A 15,688-nucleotide genomic window follows, 5' to 3' on the forward strand; every position below is an offset into this window, starting at 1 on the left:
CATGCCACGGGTAGGTCGGCGCGTCACGGTCGCCGAGGTTTGCGAATGCGGCCTGATGGGATAGACCGCTCGGCGGCCGTCATGGGGTGGCCTTGCAGCATGGGGAGCGGCATGGGCATCCTGCGCACCGATATCTGGCGGACGGGCATTCTGCCCTGCGCGTTGCCCGAAATCCTGGCGCGTGGCGGCGTTGACGGGTTGCCGGTGACCTGGCTGCCGGACCCCGGCCCGTTCCGTTTTCTGGCCGATCCGTTCGGGTTGTGGCGGGATGATAGGCTGTATCTGTTTGCCGAGGCCTATGACTATCGCGACCGGATCGGGCGGATCGACGTCTTCGTCTTCGATCGGTCCATGAATCTTCTGGATGCACGGTCGGCGCTGTCCGAGCCGTGGCATCTGTCCTATCCGGTGGTGGTCGCGGAGGGGGATGAGATCTATCTGCTGCCCGAAGCCTATCGGTCCGGTCGGCTGACATTGTATCGCGCCGTCTCCTTTCCCGATCGATGGGAGAAGGTCCCCGATTTCGCCTTTCCCGAAGCGGCGATCGATGCCTCGCCGGTGCGGATCGATGGCAGGTGGTGGATGTTCTACAGCCCCTCCAGCGGGTCGGCGGAAGACAAGCAGAGCCTGCTGCATGTCGCCTGGGCCGATACGCTGCGCGGCCCGTGGCATCTGCATCCCGGCAATCCGGTGCGGCGGGATCGTCGGAGTGCGCGGCCGGGGGGCACGCCGATCCTGGTCGATGGGCGGGTGGTGCTGCCGACCCAGGATTGCACGGGCACGTATGGCGGGGCGATCGTGCCCCTGACGATCACCGAACTGGGGCCGCAGCACTTTGCCGCCCGGGCCGGCGCACCCATCGTCGCGGCGGCGGATTGGAAGCCCTATACCGATGGGCTGCATACCTTGTCTGCAGCCGGGGATGTGACGCTGGTGGATGCGAAGCGTATCAGCCGCTCGCCGCGCCGGATCGCGATCGAACTGGCTCGTCTGAGCCGGCGGAGGATCGGCAAGGGCCGATAGGAGCCTCAGTCGCGCCGAGGAGCCGTGATTCGTGCCAGGATTGCCTCGCCGGCGGCGTCGAACCGTTCGGGGGCGAACAGGTCCAGCACGTGGGTTCGTGCGGCCTGGCCCATGGTGGCCATGGCGTGGGGCTGGCGCAGCATCCTTGCCAGGGCCTCGGCCAGGGCGGTGGGATCGGCGGGGGGAACCAGCAGTCCGGACACGCCGTCCTGCACGGTGTAGCGGATCTCGCCGACCGCGGAGGCGATGGGGGCCAGGCCCGCCTGCATGGCCTGATGCACGCCGATGCACAGCCCTTCATGCAATGAGGGCTGGACGTAGCCGTGCTGGCTGGACAGGAAGTCGGCCACCGCGCTGGTGAATCCTGCCAGGCGTAGCGTGGTCAGGCCGTGTTCCCGGATCAGACTTTCGAGTTGGGGGCGTGCGTCGCCTTCACCGGCGATGGTGACCTGAAAAGGTGGCAGGGACAGGTCGTTCTTCAGCAGCGCCAGGGCGTGACACAGTACGTCATAGCCCTTGACCGGATGCAGCCGACCCAGCGAGCCGATCCGTACGATTTCGCCGGCTTGCCAGGCGCGGGCGGGCGGGCAGGTGGGATCGGCGCGGAAGATTGGCCACAATGCGGCGCGGTTTGCCGGAATCCGCAGCCGGTGGCGCATGAAATCCAGCACGCAGCTGGAATCGGCGACCCAGATCCGGCTCAGTCCCCGCAGGCTGCGCAGCAAGCGGGTGTTGGCGGGACTTAGGCCGGCGGAGTGCTGCCAACTGACGACGGGGAGGCGGCGCTTCAGCCCCACCATCTGTCCCATCACGGTGGCCCGGGTCAGGGACGTCCAGATCAGGTCGGGGTGCCAGTCTCCGATCTGGCGGTCCAGCCAGCGCAGGGCTGCCAGGTGGTCGCGTCGTCCTTCGGGACAGATTTCGACCGGGAGGCCGGCTGCCTGCATCGCCGCCAGGGCGCGGCCGTCGCGGCGGAGCAGCGCGAAGATGGCCACCTCGTGCCCGGCGCGGCGCAGGACGCCGGTGATGTCGGGCACTGGGAAGGCAGCGCCGCCGCCCTCCAGTGAGTTGATGATGTAGGCGATGCGCATGGAGTTATGCGAACCGTGCGGTCTCTTTCTTCTTTTTCTGAAGAAAAAGAAGCAAAAAGACTTTTATTCGTTTGGTTTGTGACGATGCCCGCAGGATTTCCCTTAAGGAATCAAAAGTTTTTTGGTTCTTTTTTTCAAAAAAGAACAGAGAGGCGCCCTTCATTCGGGGGATTTCCGGAGCAGGGATTCCACTAGGAGCAGGTCGGCGGGTTTGTCGACATCTACGGCGGCACGGCCGTCGGGCAGGGCGATAAGTTTGACCGAGGCCTGGCTCAGGCTGCCGACCCTTGCGCACAGGGCCGCGCGGGTCAGGCCGCCAGTCACGTAGCGCAGCAGGGTGCCGATCCCCAGCAGGTGCGCCATGCGCAGCGGCCGTTTGCGTTCCTGCTCGATCCGCTGCCACAGCTGCACCACGCCGATCGACGCCGGCGTGCGGAATAGGAACAGGTTGCAGCCGGAAAAGGCGCCATCGGCCAGACGGATCATCGTACGTTTCGTGCCTGGGACGTCGCGCGCGATATCGGCCTCCATGGCGACGGCGGCAGCCATGTCGCACTGTGCGTCGACGGAGTCGAGGAAGGCGTCGATCCATTCCGGGCGCAACAGCGCATGGTCGGCGGTGGTGACCAGCAGCGGGGTGCCGAGCGTGCGCAGGGCCTCCATCACGCTGGCGCTGGGGCCGGCGGCGGGCGGCAGGAAATCCACCGCATGCTCCAGCATGAGGCCCGCCAGAATGCCGGGGGTTTCGATACTGATGACGATGCGGCCGACGCGGGGGCTGGCGGCGAGCGCGTCGAGCACCCGCGCGATCATCGGCCGGCCGGCCACGGGCAAGATCGCCTTGTGCGACACGTTGGCGGCGCTGGCCATCGGATCCTCGGCGCCGGCGCGGGTGCCGGCGAGGACCAGGACGGTCAGGGGGGCGACCGGCGGGGTATCGGACGTCACGCTGCGTTCCGCTGCGGTGTCGCCCCGTCCGGCCGGTCGCGCGGTGGCGCGCCGGTCTGTTCCATCACCCAGGGATAGCGGCCGGCTTCTTCCAGATCGTAGCCCAGGTTGAAGACATGCGCGCTGCGCGGCCGGGCGCGGGCATCTACGTAATAGGTGCCGAAGACGCGGTCGACGACGAAGCTGGTGATGCCGTAATTGCCGTCCTCGTCATGGAAGTGATGCAGGACATGGCGCTGCTTCATCTTCTGAATCCAGCGCATCCGCGGCTTGTAGTTCAGGTGCTGGATGCAATGGAAGAATTCATAGATGCAGGTGATGACCAGCCCGGTGCCCATTGCCGCCGCGGCGCCGCCGACATGGCCGATCAGGTAGCCGATCGGCAGGGTGATGATGGCGATGGTGGGGATGGTATTCAGCGGTGAGCCGAACAGCACATCCAGCAGATGCGGGTCCTGATGATGGTCGAAATGGATGCGCTTCCACAGCGTGGCCGTCCATTTCATCCGATAGAGGAAGCGGCCGTGCAGGATGAAGCGGTGGATCATGTACCACGCCAGCGGGTAGACCGCGACGACGGCACCGGCGGCGACCAGGGTCGGCCCGATGCCGGGGAACTGCCGCGCCAGGACCACGAAGCTGATCACGGCCAGAACGATATAAAGCAGGATCGTCGGATAAGTGAGGTAGGCGATCCACAACTGGCGGAGATTCATTTTCCCCAGGTCGAAGCTTCGGCCGGTGCGAAGATTCGTGTTGTGTAAGGTCGTGCCGATCATCTCTCTTCAATCCTCAACACCAGGGCACAGACGGCGAGCGTGAAGATCACGATGCCGGGCAGGGTTGCCGCCGGGGCGGGCAGCGTGCCGGCGTTGCCCAGTGCCCGCAGCATGCCCTGGAAGACCACGAACAGCAGGCCGGCCCCCAGGCACCAGACCGGCAGCCAGCTGCGTGTTCCGCTTCGTGGTGGGATATAGACCACCGGCAAGGCCAATAACAGCATTACCGCGAAGCTGAAGGGTGTGAGCACCCGTGCCAGCAGTGCAGTGCGGAGGGCCGCCGACGGCTGGGACGCGGGCATGCGGCCGCGCAGGATCGCGATGATGGTGGCGGCCGAAAGTGGGGGCGTGTCCATCGACAGCCGGATCATGTCGGCGGGGCGAATCCTGGCAGGCCAGCCATGCGCCAGCGCTGGTGCGGGGGACAGCGTGGCCGTACGGACGGTGGCGCCGGTCGGCTCCAGGCTGCGTCCGCCATTGTCGGTCCATGTACCGTCCGCATAGCGAAGTGTGTCGAGATGAACGGTGCGGAGCAGGCGGCCGTTCGGCCCCCGCTGATACAGGTCGACATGGGTGACGGTGGTGCCGCCATGGGCGACATAGCCGATATCGGCCAGTGTCGTACCGGCGCGGAACCAGAAGCCGTGCCCGGTTTCGGGATGGGGATCGGTGCGGTTCCACCAGCTTGCCAGCGCCAGTTCCGAGCGCGGCGTGATCTGGTCATCGACCAGGGCCCCGGCCACGCCCAGTGCGATGATCGCGGGCAGCATCAGGCGGGTCAGGCCGGGGGTGGTGAGGCCGGCGGCACGCAGGATCGCGATCTCGCTGCCGGTCGTCATCTGTACCAGCAGGACCAGAGAGCCGATCAGCACTGCCAGCGGCAGGATGCCGCCCACCAGCATGGGGGCGTGCAGCATCATGAAATAGCCGATGCCGCGCGCGCCCTGGTGCCGTTCCAGGATCGGCGTCAATTGTTCCAGCAGCGCCAGGATCTCCATCAGCGCCAGCAGGATGGCCGCCGTCGTCAGGATTCGTCCGACCAGTTCGCGCGTCAGGTAGCCGATCAGTACGTTGCGCGTCGGCGAGGGGGACGGCGTCCTCATGGTGAGGGGCTGGCCGACAGCCGGGTGAAGGGGCGTCGCCAGATCCGGCCACTCCCCGCCGATCCGGCCCGGTGCATGATCAGCCAGACGCAGGCGCCGCAGAACAGGGAGAATGGCCCCCATATGACGAGCCAGGGCGACATCGAGCGGCTGGCGACCAGGCTCAGCCCCAGTTGCAGCGCGTGATCGAAGCCGACCAGGCTGATGGCGGCGATGGCCAGCCCCAGATTGCGCCGCTGGCGCTTGGCCACGCCCGCGAGTGCACAGGCCAGGATCGGGATGAAGGGAATGGCCAGGGCGCGGGCGAGGCGGAAATGGAGTTCGGCCACCAGATGGGGCCGGCGGATTGCCGGATCGCCGGTATGCACGCCCCGCAGCAGTTCGAGCAGGGTCAGTTCCCGCTCGTCATTGCCGCGGCAGCGGAAGGTGTGGGCCTGCGAGACGGTCTGGAAGATACGCGTGGTGGTGTCGAACTGCACCAGGGTCGGTGCTGTGTCCTGCCGGTCGGTGACGATGATGCCATGCGCCAGGTCGAGCCGGACCGAGGTCCGGTCGTCGGCGATCCGCAAGGTTCCGCTCTCGGCGGAAATGTCGCGTTCCAGCCCGCTGCTCCGGTCGCGGATGAAGACGTGGTGCAGGCGCGTGCCGGCCCCGTCGACCCGGTCCGCAGTCAGCATCAACGTGTCGGCGGGGGTTGCGAACATCCCGCTTTGCAAATGGGGGGCCCAGCCCGCATGGGCGGCGAAATACATCGCCTGCCGGAAATCGTAGCGGGCATAAGGCTGGATGAAGCCATAGAGGCTGAACCCCACCAGGCCCATGACCGAGCCCACCATGACGAAGGGGCGCGCGATCCGCAGCAGCGAGATGCCGCTGGCCATCAGGGCGTCGATCTCGTTGTTCTGGCTCATCCGCCGAACGACCGAAAAGACGCTGACGCAGATCGCTGCCGGCAGGGCCAGGCCCAGATAATGGGGGATGAGGTCGGCCAGGAGCCCGGCGAAGATCTTGAGCGTGCCGCCATCCGCTGCCAGTACGTTCAGAAGGACCAGCAGCCGTTCCAGCAGCAGCGCTGTCATCACCACGGCCAGCGAGATCAGGAAAGGCGGTGCCATTTGCCGCACCAGATAACGGTCGAGGGTTCCCGGCGTGATCCTTTGCAGCAAGGCGGAAGGGCGAGGCGCGCGCATCATGTCGGCCCACACATACAAGCATCGCCTAGGGGAGGCGATAGACATCGAAGCGCCAGGGCGGCAGTTCCTGGACCGGCAGGCCCGGTACGACCAGCCGGCGGCGGATTTCGGCGGCATAGCCGCGCCCGGTGCGGGCGATGCGGATATGGTGCCATGCGGCCATGCGTTCCTGGCCCCGGGCCAGCATCGAGGCCGAGGCGATCCCCAGCACCGGCACCGTCGCCGTGGGGCCGGGTAGGGAGGACAGGCCGGAGCGATGGCTGTGGCCGTGCAGGACCAGTTCGGCCCCCGCCCGGGCAATGGCGGTGGCGAACAGGCCGCCATCCAGCAGTGCCTTGCGGCGGGACACGATGCCGGGAACCGGTGGATGATGGATCATGACCACGCGGAAGGCGCCCTCGCGGCCGGTTTCATGCAGTATGTCGGTCAGGCGGGTGGCCTGCGCCGCCCCGATCCGCCCGGCGGCGGAAAACCAGGGGGTGGGGCAGGCGGAATTGACGCCGATCAGCGCGAGCGGGCCGATCCGTCGGACAAAGGGAAAATCATCCGGCCGGGCCGCCATCCAGGGTTTCCAGAGCCCCAGCGTGGTGCCCCAGGGCGCGCGCACCAGCATGTCGTGATTGCCGGGGATGATCGCCGTCTGCTGGGGCAGGCGCGCCGACACCCATGAAGCCGCCCGGCGGCATTCCACCGCGAGGCCCAGATTGGTGAGGTCCCCCGTCAGGGCCACGGCATCCGGTGTCATGGCGCGGATATCGGTGACCAGGGATTCCAGAACGGTGTCGACATGCAGGAAACGGCGCTTTCGCCGCCAGGAGAGCTGGCTGGTCATGCGCTTGTTCAGCAGGGCCCAGGTCGGAAACCGCAATCCATCGTGCGCAAGGTGCAGATCGGACAGATGGGCCAGGGTAATATCGTTCACGGTTTCCTCCGCACTGTCGTCGGCCTCCATGTCCCGCGGGGGTTCACGATCTTGCAATAATGCCGGGAACGCGGCTTATGACCCTGAGAATGTCGGTGCCAGAGAGAAAGGTCGATAGGGAGTGAGCGAGCGGTTCGCCCTGATTCACAACCCGCGCAGCCGCCGCAATGGCCGTGAAGACGGCTCGTTCCGTCGGCGTGCGTCCCAGGCGTTGGGGCCGCTGTTCTTCCATTCGGCGTCCAAGCCTGCCCTGGTCGAGATCGTGACCGAACTGGCCCGACGGGAGGTCGGGGTGATTGCGATCGACGGGGGGGATGGCACTGTCAGCGATGTCATGTCCGCCATTCATCAATGCTATCCGGCGGACGCGTTGCCCGCACTTGCCGTGCTGCCGTCGGGGAATACCAATCTGATCGCTGCCGATGTGGGGTTCGGTCTGCGTGGCAAGGTGGCGCTTGAACGATTGAGCGTCCTGGCCGGCGAAGGCGCCCTGCGACGCCGCGTCCTGCGGCGCGACGTGCTGGCCGTTCGCTGGTCCGATCCGGCGCGTCCGGCCGTGCTGGGGATGTTTCATGGTGCAGCGGCCTTCACGCGCGGAATCCGTATCGCCCATCGGCCGGTCATCCTGAACCGCTTTTCGCATGATCTCGCGGTCGGGGTCGCGATCGCGTCCTCGCTGGGGCGGCTTGTTTTCCGCTCGACCCGCCGTAAATGGCTGGCCGGCGATCCCGTGACGCTTGCGGTCGGGGACGAGGTGTCGCGGATGGCGGACAGTTTCCTGTTCCTCGCCTCCACGCTGGCATGCCTGCCCGGAGGCATGTGGCCTTTTGCGTCGCGCGAGGGGCATGGCCTGTCTTATCTCAGCGTCGCAGCCTTTCCCGAACATCTGCTTTCCGCGACATGGTCGTTACTGCGCGGGCAGTCCGCCGCATGGCTGGATCATTCGCCATCCTACCGGCGTGGCCGTACCGATCGTCTGGCCCTGAAACTGGAAGGCGACTTTGTGTTGGATGGCGAAATCCTGGATTCCGGTCCGGATGGGCAGACCTATCTGTCGGCGGGGCCGGCTTTCGATTTTATCCGGAATGCCTGATCCCCATGGATGACGTGCGATACGATCTTTTCGCCGCCGGGCGGGTCGCCCGTATCCTGACGGACGAGCTGGTTCGGCCGGTGGAACCGGCGGTGACGGCTTTTGTCGGCGAACTGGTCGGGGATGCGCCGGTACTGGGGGTGCTGTTCTATGGATCTGGCCTGCGGCAGGTGGACCCGGAGGGCATTCTCGATTTCTACGTCGTGCTGGATCGGCAGGCGGACTGGCCGCGCAGCAGGGCGGCGCGCGAGGCGAATGCGCTGTTGCCGCCCAATGTGGAATATCATGAGCGCACCATCGATGGCCGATATGTCCGGGCCAAGGTCGCCATCCTGACCGTCGCGCAGTTCCGGGCGCTGACGGCGCGCGGCAATCTGGACACCACGATCTGGGCACGCTTCTGCCAGCCGGTGCGACTGGTCTGGGTGCGCGACGCGGCGGCGGCCGACGCGATCCTGGGCTGCCTGATCCGCGCCGTGGCTGTGGCCGCCTGGTGGGCGGCTCTGCTAGGCCCTGAGAGCGGAACGGCGCAGGCCTATTGGGAAAGCCTGTTCCGCCGGACCTATGCTGCGGAATTGCGGGTCGAAGGGGGGGATCGTCCCACCACGCTGCTGGCCGGTGATCTGGGGGCGCGCTTCGACGTGCTGCTGCCGGCCGCCTGGGCTGCGTCCGGCCTTTCGTTCGTGCGGGAGGGCGACATGCTGTGTCCGGCAGTATCGACCGACGCGCGCGCACGGGCGGGTCGCCAATGGCGGATTCGGGCCGATCTGGGGCGCCCGTTGAATGCGGCACGTCTGTTCAAGGCCGCCTTCACCTTCGCCGGCGGGGCGCGCTACATCGCCTGGAAGGTGCGCCGGCATAGTGGGTTCGACCTTGCGCTGACCCCGTTCGAGGCCAGACATCCGCTGATCTGTCTGCCCCGGCTGCTCTGGCGGCTGAAAGGGGCTGGGATATTCCGGCGCTGAAGAGCGTCGGGGGCTTCCCCGTCGCCTGAGGACGACGGGTGCGGGGCTGGGCGTTTAGTGACCGGCTCCTATTTCGCGGGCCACCGTAGCGAAGATTTCGATGGCCTGGTCGATCTGCGCCGCGTCATGCGTCGCCATCACCGAGGTGCGCAGCAGCGGGTGCTGATCGGGGGTTGCGGGCGGCAGGCTGAGATTGACATACACGCCCAGATCCAGGAGCCGGTTCCAGAACTGTACCGCCTGGGCGACCTCGTCCAGAACCACCGATACGACGGGGCTGGCCTGCGGACCGGTACGCAGGCCGATCGCGTTCAGGCCGGCATGCAGGCGGCGGGCATTGTCCATCAGCCTGTGCCGCAGCTCAGGCTGCTGCTCCAGCTCGCTCAACGCTGCCATGGTGGCGGCGATGACGTCCGGCGGAAGCGACGCGGTGAACATATAGGGCCGTGAGCATAGCCGGATCAGGTCCAGCCCGTCCTGGTCCGAAACGCAGTAGCCGCCGACCGTACCCAGGCTCTTGGAGAAGGTGCCGACGACGAAATCGACATCGTCCTCGACCCCGCAGGCTTCGGCGACGCCGCGCCCGTGTTCGCCCATGACACCCACGGAATGGGCCTCGTCCGCCAGCAGCCAGGCGCCGGTTTCGCGCTTCACTGCCGCGAACTCGGCCATCGGCACCACGTCGCCCATCATTGAGTAGATGCCTTCGACGACGATCAGCTTGGCGCCCGGTGTGCCGTCCAGGCGGCGCAGGCGCTTGTGCAAATCCTCGGGGTCGTTATGGCGGAAACGGATGACCTGCGCCTGGCTGAGCCGGCTGCCGTCATAGATGCTGGCGTGGCTGTCGGCATCCAGCAGCAGATAATCGTCCTTGCCGGCCAGGGCCGAGATCATGCCCAGATTCGCCTGGTAGCCCGTCGAGAATACCATGCAATGCCGACGGCGGAAGAAGGCGGCGATACGCTCTTCCAACTGGCGGTGCAGGCCTTGGGTGCCATTGGCGATGCGCGATCCGGTGGTGCCGACCCCATGGGTACGCAGTGTGTCGATCGCGGCATCGATCGCCGCTTCGCTCTGGCTGAGGCCCAGGTAATTGTTGGTGCCGAACAGCAGGGTCTCACGCCCTTCGATCACGCCCACGGTCGAGGACACGGGGTGGTCGATCACGACGGAAAACGGGTTGCGGCCTCCGCCATTGGTCACGGCCGCCAGCGAACGGGCCAGCGGCTCGTATTTGGTGAAGATCGACATGGAGTCAGTCGCCCTGCTTCAGCGACACGATGCAGTTGGCCAGGTCGTCGATGGTGCGAATGTCGGCAAGCCGGTCGAGCGGAACGGATACGTCGAGGGAATCCTCGATTTCCATTACGAAATTCATGACCGCGAGTGAATCGAAGGCCAAATCCTCGACGATCTTGCTGCTGCCGCTGATGTCGCGGGGAACCTTGGGATTCGCCAGCAGCGTCTGGATGATCAGGGCAGAGACGTCCGCGACCGTTTCACTCATTATAAATGCATCCTTATTGCGGGAGCCGTCCCCGTGTGACGTGCCCGAACCCCGCCTGCCATATCGGGGAGCGGGGCAGTCTGGCGGACTGCTTGCGCCCCCTCTCAACAAAGAGGATGTCCTTATATCGAAATCCGGTCGATTGGCCAGTATTGAAGCTGGGGCCTGTCGCGGGGCAGGCCCCAGCGGATCATGCGACCGATGCGGTCTCGCTGACCGAATCGAAAGCGCCCGACAGCAGCATGGCCTTGGCCCGTGCGCGGGTCAGCTTGCCCGACGAAGTCTGCGGCAGCGTATGGGGTGGGATCAGGATCACGGAGACATCGACCCCATGCTGGCGGCGGAACAGGCTGGCGGCTTCATTGCGCAGGGTTTCGCGGGCCTCGGGGGTGGACGCGCGGCACTGGATCAGGGCCACGACCTTTTCGCCCTTCTCCTGATCGATCGAGAAGACGGCGACATCGCGGCTGCGCAGGGCGCCGATTTCGGTCTCGGCGGACCATTCCAGGTCCTGCGGCCAGATATTGCGGCCATTGATGATGATCAGATCCTTGGCGCGGCCGGTCACGACCACCTGCCCGTCGATCATGTAACCGAGATCGCCGGTATTCAGCCAGCCGCTGGCATCCAGAACGCGCTGGGTTTCCTGGGGCTGGTTGAAATAGCCGCGCATGAGGCTGGGGCCACGGACGAAAATGGTGCCGACCTTGCGGTCCGGCAGAGGCCGCCCCGCAGGGTCGCGAACCTCCAGCTCATGCTCGGGCAGAACCTTGCCGCATAGGGTGAATGTTCTCAGAGCATGCGAGGGGTCGTTTGAGGGGCGTGCCACACCTTGCGTCTCCAGGAAACGCAGATCGACCGTATCGGTCTGGATGCCAGTATGGAGCGGCACGAAGCTGATGGCCAGCGTGGCCTCGGCCATGCCGTAGCTGGCGGTGAACGCCCGTCCGTCGAATCCGGACGCCGCGAAGCGTTCGGCAAATTCCTCGAGGATATGGTGACGGATCATGTCGCCACCGATTCCCGCGACACGCCAGCACGACAGTTCGAGCGTGACCGTCGAAGCACGGCGCGCGCACAGTTCGAAACCGAAGGAGGGGCTGTAGGAAATGGTGCCGCGATTGCGGCTGATCAGATCCAGCCAGACATGGGGACGACGGGCAAACTCGCGCGTTGGCAGCATATCGACGGTCAACTGGCAGGTGACCGGCGTGAGGAAGAAGCCGACGAGGCCCATATCATGATACAGTGGCAGCCACGACACGCACCGGTCGCCGGTTTCGCGGACCTTCAGGCCGTCGCGAGCGATTGCGCGGGCGTTTGCCATGCCTGATTGCTGGGTGACGGCGACCCCCATCGGAAAGCGGGTGCTGCCCGAGGAGAATTGGAGATAGGACAGATCGTCGGGGGAGACGGTCGGCAGCGCGACCGGGCCGACCGGCAGGGCCATCAGGTCGGCTGGACGCCCGCCGAAACGCAGATCGAAGCCTTCGACGATTTCGCCCGTCCAGCCGGCAATGATGTCGGGCACGATGACGGCGACGGCGCCGGCGCTCTCGATCATGCCGCGCAGGGTTGTCACATAGCCTTCGCGTCCGCCGAACGCGACTGGCAGCGGCAGCGGCGCCGGTACCAGCCCTGCATATTGGCAGCCGAAAAAGATTCGGGCGAAATCACCATCGCTTTCCGCGACGATTGCCACCCGCTCACCCGGGCGCAGCCCCAGTGTCAGCAGCCGTCGTGCGACATCCAGCGCCTGTTCGCGCAGTGTTCGGTAGGGGAGGGACTCCAGCAGTTGGCCACGGCCGGAATAGACGTTGAATCCCGCTTCCCCGAGGGCAGCGTAATCCAGAGCTTCCGGAAACGTGGCAAAATCGCCGAGGCGTCGCGTCTGACCAGAATCTGTCGGAGTCGGAGAGAGTGTCATTTCAGGTAACGAATCTTCCACCTGGAGCATGTAATCAAGGCAGGTTCAAAGCGATGGCGAAGGCGTTCATGAATGCGCCTTTCGGAGGAATTCTACGATGGCATCCGCGCCAATCGGCGCTGTTGGCCCGATATCCGCCAGGCCGAAGGTCTCGCGTATATACGATTTCTGCCGGTCAAGGAAATCCGGGTGCCCGGCGACGGCGCCATCCAGAGCCTGACCGAGGCTGGCCGCCGTGTCGATCACCGGCCCCAGGGACCAGAACAGATAGTCGGGATTGTCGTGCCATTTCGTCTCATGCGCGTCAAGAAACAGGCAGGGACGCGGGTTGATCAGAAATTCGGCCACCTGGCTGCTGACATCGCCCAGATAGAGGTCGGCACCCATGGTATAGGTCATGTCGACGCTCTTGGTGCTGCCCGGATCGATGAGCATGTGCGGTATTCCCTCATAGGCGCGCAGGATGCTCGCAGCTTTGTCGCGATGTGCGTCAAACAGCCGGTAATGCGGCGCGAAAACAAGATTGTATCGGTCCTGATTGGCAAAATAGTCCAGAACTTGAGTGCCCAACTTATACCATGATGTCAGCTTGGGATTGAAATGCGGATTATAGAGAACTGTCGGGCGCCTGTTGCCAAACAATGGTGGGGCGTTGCTATGCATCAGGCGCACGAGATCGAATTTGGCATAGACCCCTGTGACGTAATGTCCGGGGCGCAGCGAGCCCTGGGTCAGAAGGCGATTTTCCAGCTTTCTTCCTGCCATCAGGATAAAATCGAAATGTCGGACATCCCGGGCAAAGCCCACCGCGCGGTCTCCGGCTCCGTGTCGGGTCCAGATCAGGCGGGGTGCGCGTAGCCCGATCCTGCGCAGATAGAGGGATGTGCGCTCGGGAACGACAATCGCCTGAAATGTCTCGAAATAATTCTTGTTGAAAAGCAGGGTTGCCAGCTTGGTCAGGACGCTGGGCCCGCGACGGGTCAATTGTCGTCGTAACGGTCCGGGCAGGGTCAGCCGTTCATAAGCGACCTGCGAGTCCGGATAGAGGCTGGCCAGGCGCCGTATATAGGCTTCCTGCTCGTCGGTCAGGCAAGCGATATGGACCGCGATCTCCGGATATCGGCGCGCGATTTCCATAGCGACTGGCAGGGAATGGGCGATTTGGTGGGGCTGGGCGATATAGGGAAAGACGATGCGCATTGGGATCAGGCCGGCCCCGGATTGGACGCGCTCGGGGAGGCGGTGTTGGGCGTCAGCGTTCGGCGTGCATGCAACGCCATGGCCAGTTGCATGAGAACCAGGACAATCGCTCCGCCGACATTGGCTGGGCCTACGCCTTCCAGTCCATAGAAATGGATCAGAATCATCAGAATCGGCAGGAAGAAAACGACATCCACACAGCGTGCGATCACAACGGCGCCCGCGCGGCGGAATGTCATCAGCAACGGCTCCAGCGGCAGGCCGCAAATCGCCACGATCTCGGCACCGAGCATCCACAGCATAATGCTGACGGCTGCCTGATCCTGTGTGCCTATTACCAGCCCCAACAGTAGGCGCCCCAGCAGGAGCGCAAAGGCCATCAGCAGGCATCCGATCCCTCCCGCTGCCAGACTGGACTGCCATGCCAGACGGTACATCCGTTCGGTCGCGCCCTCCCGCCATAGGGAGGCCATTTCGGGATAGAGGGTCTGCTGCATCATCGTTCCGGGCTTGGCGATGCCGGCGGCGATCTGGCTGGCAATACGATAATAGCCCGCGCTGACGGGGCCCAGCACGCTGCCGACGATCAGCGTCGTCACATGGCTGAAGACCAGTGACAGGGTGGCGTTGGCATTGGTGATGAAGGCAAAGCGCCAGATCCCGGGAAAATCGACGGCGATTCTGCCTTTCATCAGATCCGGGATGATGTCTGCCATCCCTGTCCAGAAGCCGGCCATCAGTTCCCTCTTGTGCAGTTCGTGCCATGCCAGGCCGAACAGCAGCGTAAAGGACAGGATCTCGGCCAGCATCCAGACCAGTGCCAGATGCTCGAAAGAGGGGCCGATCACCGGCAGGGCCAATGTTCCAAGTAGACGCACGAGCGTCGCCGTGCTGCCCTGCAGGGCCAGCAGATCGAAGCGATTGAGGATGCGTAGCACGCCCGTCGGTGTGGCGGCGGCCATGAACAGGGGGGTCAGGCTGTAGAATGTGCCGATAGGGTGCAGGACCGGCGGCCAGCCCAGGATCTGTCCCATCGTCAGGCTGGCGATGACAGCGATCACGCAGCCCGCGATGCCTCCGATCAGATCCAGGATCAGACTGAAGCGCAGGACGCGATGGAAGCGTGGCAGATCCCTGTCGCCCAAGGGATGAAAGCCATACTGCAGCAGGGTCTGCCATGACTGAAAATCCACCAGATCGCCGATGGTGCGGGCGAAGGCGTAAAGCATGACCACCAGGCCGAAGCCGTAACCGCCCAGCAGGTGGATGGCGAGGGAAGCATGCAGCAGACTGAGCGGAGCATTGAGGGCCCTTCCGCCAAGCAAAACCCCCAGATTGCGGAAGGCGCGCCGAAGGCCGCGTCGTTCGTTGGGGGAGGCTTGGATCGGTGAGGCGGCGGACACGAGGAGATGGAGCCTGCTTTATCGGTTTCGATTTGGATGAAGAAGGCCGCGTGAAAGCGGCCGGCACCTGTCAGATAGGGCGGTGGAGTAAGAACATGAAAGGCGGCGGTGATGCAAAATCACTCTTCGCAGGGTAGGACGGGCCCCGCCGGTCTGGATGGCTCTAAATCAGGAATGGCGGTTTTCCGGGATATTTTTCCTGCCTGAGCAATTTTTTTGATTTTTTTTGAACTCCTGTGTTGACGGTGTATGGGGTGGGGTGTAGATCGCTCTTCACCGCCGGGCTGAGGTTCTTGACCTGGTGGGGATGATCTGCTAGTTTCTTTGGCCCTTCTGGGGTGGATGGGATTAGAAGTTGTTCTTTGACAATAGAATATGGAATGGAAGGGATATGTTGGCGGCGTTCTGGCGGCCTGTGGAAACGGGTTGTTAGGGATTGGTTTTGATCTGGGTTTAGCCTGGGTTTGATTGATGCCTGCTTGGACGCTGTGATGCATATTTCTTTGATTTATGCGTTTTTATAGCTTCGAGTTT

14 protein-coding genes are annotated in these 15,688 nt (G+C 64.5%); 3 read left to right on the top strand and 11 right to left on the bottom strand.

All coding sequences use genetic code 11. From position 1 onward, the window contains the following. Nucleotides 1-111: 111 nt before the first annotated feature. Entirely contained in the window at nucleotides 112-1,023 is a 912-nt protein-coding gene (locus HLH35_RS09325) for a glucosamine inositolphosphorylceramide transferase family protein (RefSeq protein ID WP_182978872.1), read from the top strand. Between the two features lie 5 nt (nucleotides 1,024-1,028). Here HLH35_RS09325 and HLH35_RS09330 read toward each other — a convergent pair whose 3' ends face one another. From HLH35_RS09330 to HLH35_RS09355, 6 genes are all read right to left on the bottom strand, one after another. Further along, nucleotides 1,029-2,114 (bottom strand): glycosyltransferase family 4 protein, encoded by a 1,086-nt coding sequence (locus HLH35_RS09330; protein WP_182978873.1) that lies wholly within the window; start codon nucleotides 2,112-2,114, stop codon nucleotides 1,029-1,031. Nucleotides 2,115-2,273: 159 nt separating this feature from the next. Further along, nucleotides 2,274-2,984, bottom strand: coding sequence for an NTP transferase domain-containing protein (locus HLH35_RS09335; RefSeq protein WP_182978903.1), 711 nt, complete (start codon nucleotides 2,982-2,984; stop codon nucleotides 2,274-2,276). Nucleotides 2,985-3,058: 74 nt separating this feature from the next. Further along, nucleotides 3,059-3,841, bottom strand: coding sequence for a sterol desaturase family protein (locus HLH35_RS09340; RefSeq protein WP_182978874.1), 783 nt, complete (start codon nucleotides 3,839-3,841; stop codon nucleotides 3,059-3,061). Then, on the bottom strand, nucleotides 3,838-4,944 hold the full coding sequence (locus tag HLH35_RS09345) for an LptF/LptG family permease (protein ID WP_182978875.1): 1,107 nt from the start codon (nucleotides 4,942-4,944) through the stop codon (nucleotides 3,838-3,840). Before HLH35_RS09345 ends, HLH35_RS09340 begins: the two co-directional genes overlap by 4 nt. After that, nucleotides 4,941-6,137 carry an LptF/LptG family permease gene (locus HLH35_RS09350; RefSeq protein WP_182978876.1) on the bottom strand — a complete coding sequence of 399 codons (1,197 nt, stop codon included), beginning with the start codon at nucleotides 6,135-6,137 and terminating at the stop codon, nucleotides 4,941-4,943. The genes HLH35_RS09345 and HLH35_RS09350 overlap by 4 nt, the downstream gene beginning before the upstream one ends. Before the next feature lie 25 nt (nucleotides 6,138-6,162). Continuing rightward, the gene (locus tag HLH35_RS09355) at nucleotides 6,163-7,059 is read right to left on the bottom strand and encodes a metallophosphoesterase family protein (RefSeq protein ID WP_338029322.1); all 897 of its coding nucleotides are present in this window, start codon (nucleotides 7,057-7,059) and stop codon (nucleotides 6,163-6,165) included. A 121-nt stretch (nucleotides 7,060-7,180) separates the two neighbouring features. Here HLH35_RS09355 and HLH35_RS09360 point away from each other — a divergent pair, with 121 nt between their 5' ends. After that, nucleotides 7,181-8,152, top strand: a complete 972-nt coding sequence (locus HLH35_RS09360; protein WP_182978878.1) for a diacylglycerol kinase family protein — start codon at nucleotides 7,181-7,183, stop codon at nucleotides 8,150-8,152. A gap of 5 nt (nucleotides 8,153-8,157) precedes the next feature. Then, nucleotides 8,158-9,117, top strand: coding sequence for a hypothetical protein (locus HLH35_RS09365; protein WP_182963973.1), 960 nt, complete (start codon nucleotides 8,158-8,160; stop codon nucleotides 9,115-9,117). Between the two features lie 54 nt (nucleotides 9,118-9,171). Here HLH35_RS09365 and spt read toward each other — a convergent pair whose 3' ends face one another. The 5 genes from spt to HLH35_RS09390 all read right to left on the bottom strand — a co-directional run bounded on the left by spt (nucleotide 9,172) and on the right by HLH35_RS09390 (nucleotide 15,154). Continuing rightward, entirely contained in the window at nucleotides 9,172-10,368 is a 1,197-nt protein-coding gene (gene spt, locus HLH35_RS09370; RefSeq protein WP_182978879.1) for a serine palmitoyltransferase, read from the bottom strand. Between the two features lie 4 nt (nucleotides 10,369-10,372). Next, nucleotides 10,373-10,624, bottom strand: coding sequence for an acyl carrier protein (locus HLH35_RS09375; protein ID WP_182950899.1), 252 nt, complete (start codon nucleotides 10,622-10,624; stop codon nucleotides 10,373-10,375). Between the two features lie 190 nt (nucleotides 10,625-10,814). Then, on the bottom strand, nucleotides 10,815-12,551 hold the full coding sequence (locus tag HLH35_RS09380) for a fatty acyl-AMP ligase (RefSeq protein WP_182978880.1): 1,737 nt from the start codon (nucleotides 12,549-12,551) through the stop codon (nucleotides 10,815-10,817). Between the two features lie 66 nt (nucleotides 12,552-12,617). Further along, entirely contained in the window at nucleotides 12,618-13,751 is a 1,134-nt protein-coding gene (locus HLH35_RS09385; protein ID WP_182978881.1) for a sensor domain-containing protein, read from the bottom strand. A 5-nt stretch (nucleotides 13,752-13,756) separates the two neighbouring features. Further along, nucleotides 13,757-15,154, bottom strand: a complete 1,398-nt coding sequence (locus HLH35_RS09390) for a lipopolysaccharide biosynthesis protein (RefSeq protein WP_338029323.1) — start codon at nucleotides 15,152-15,154, stop codon at nucleotides 13,757-13,759. Between the last annotated feature and the right edge of the window lie 534 nt (nucleotides 15,155-15,688).

Source organism: Gluconacetobacter asukensis, assembly GCF_014174375.1.
Lineage (GTDB): Bacteria > Pseudomonadota > Alphaproteobacteria > Acetobacterales > Acetobacteraceae > Gluconacetobacter > Gluconacetobacter asukensis.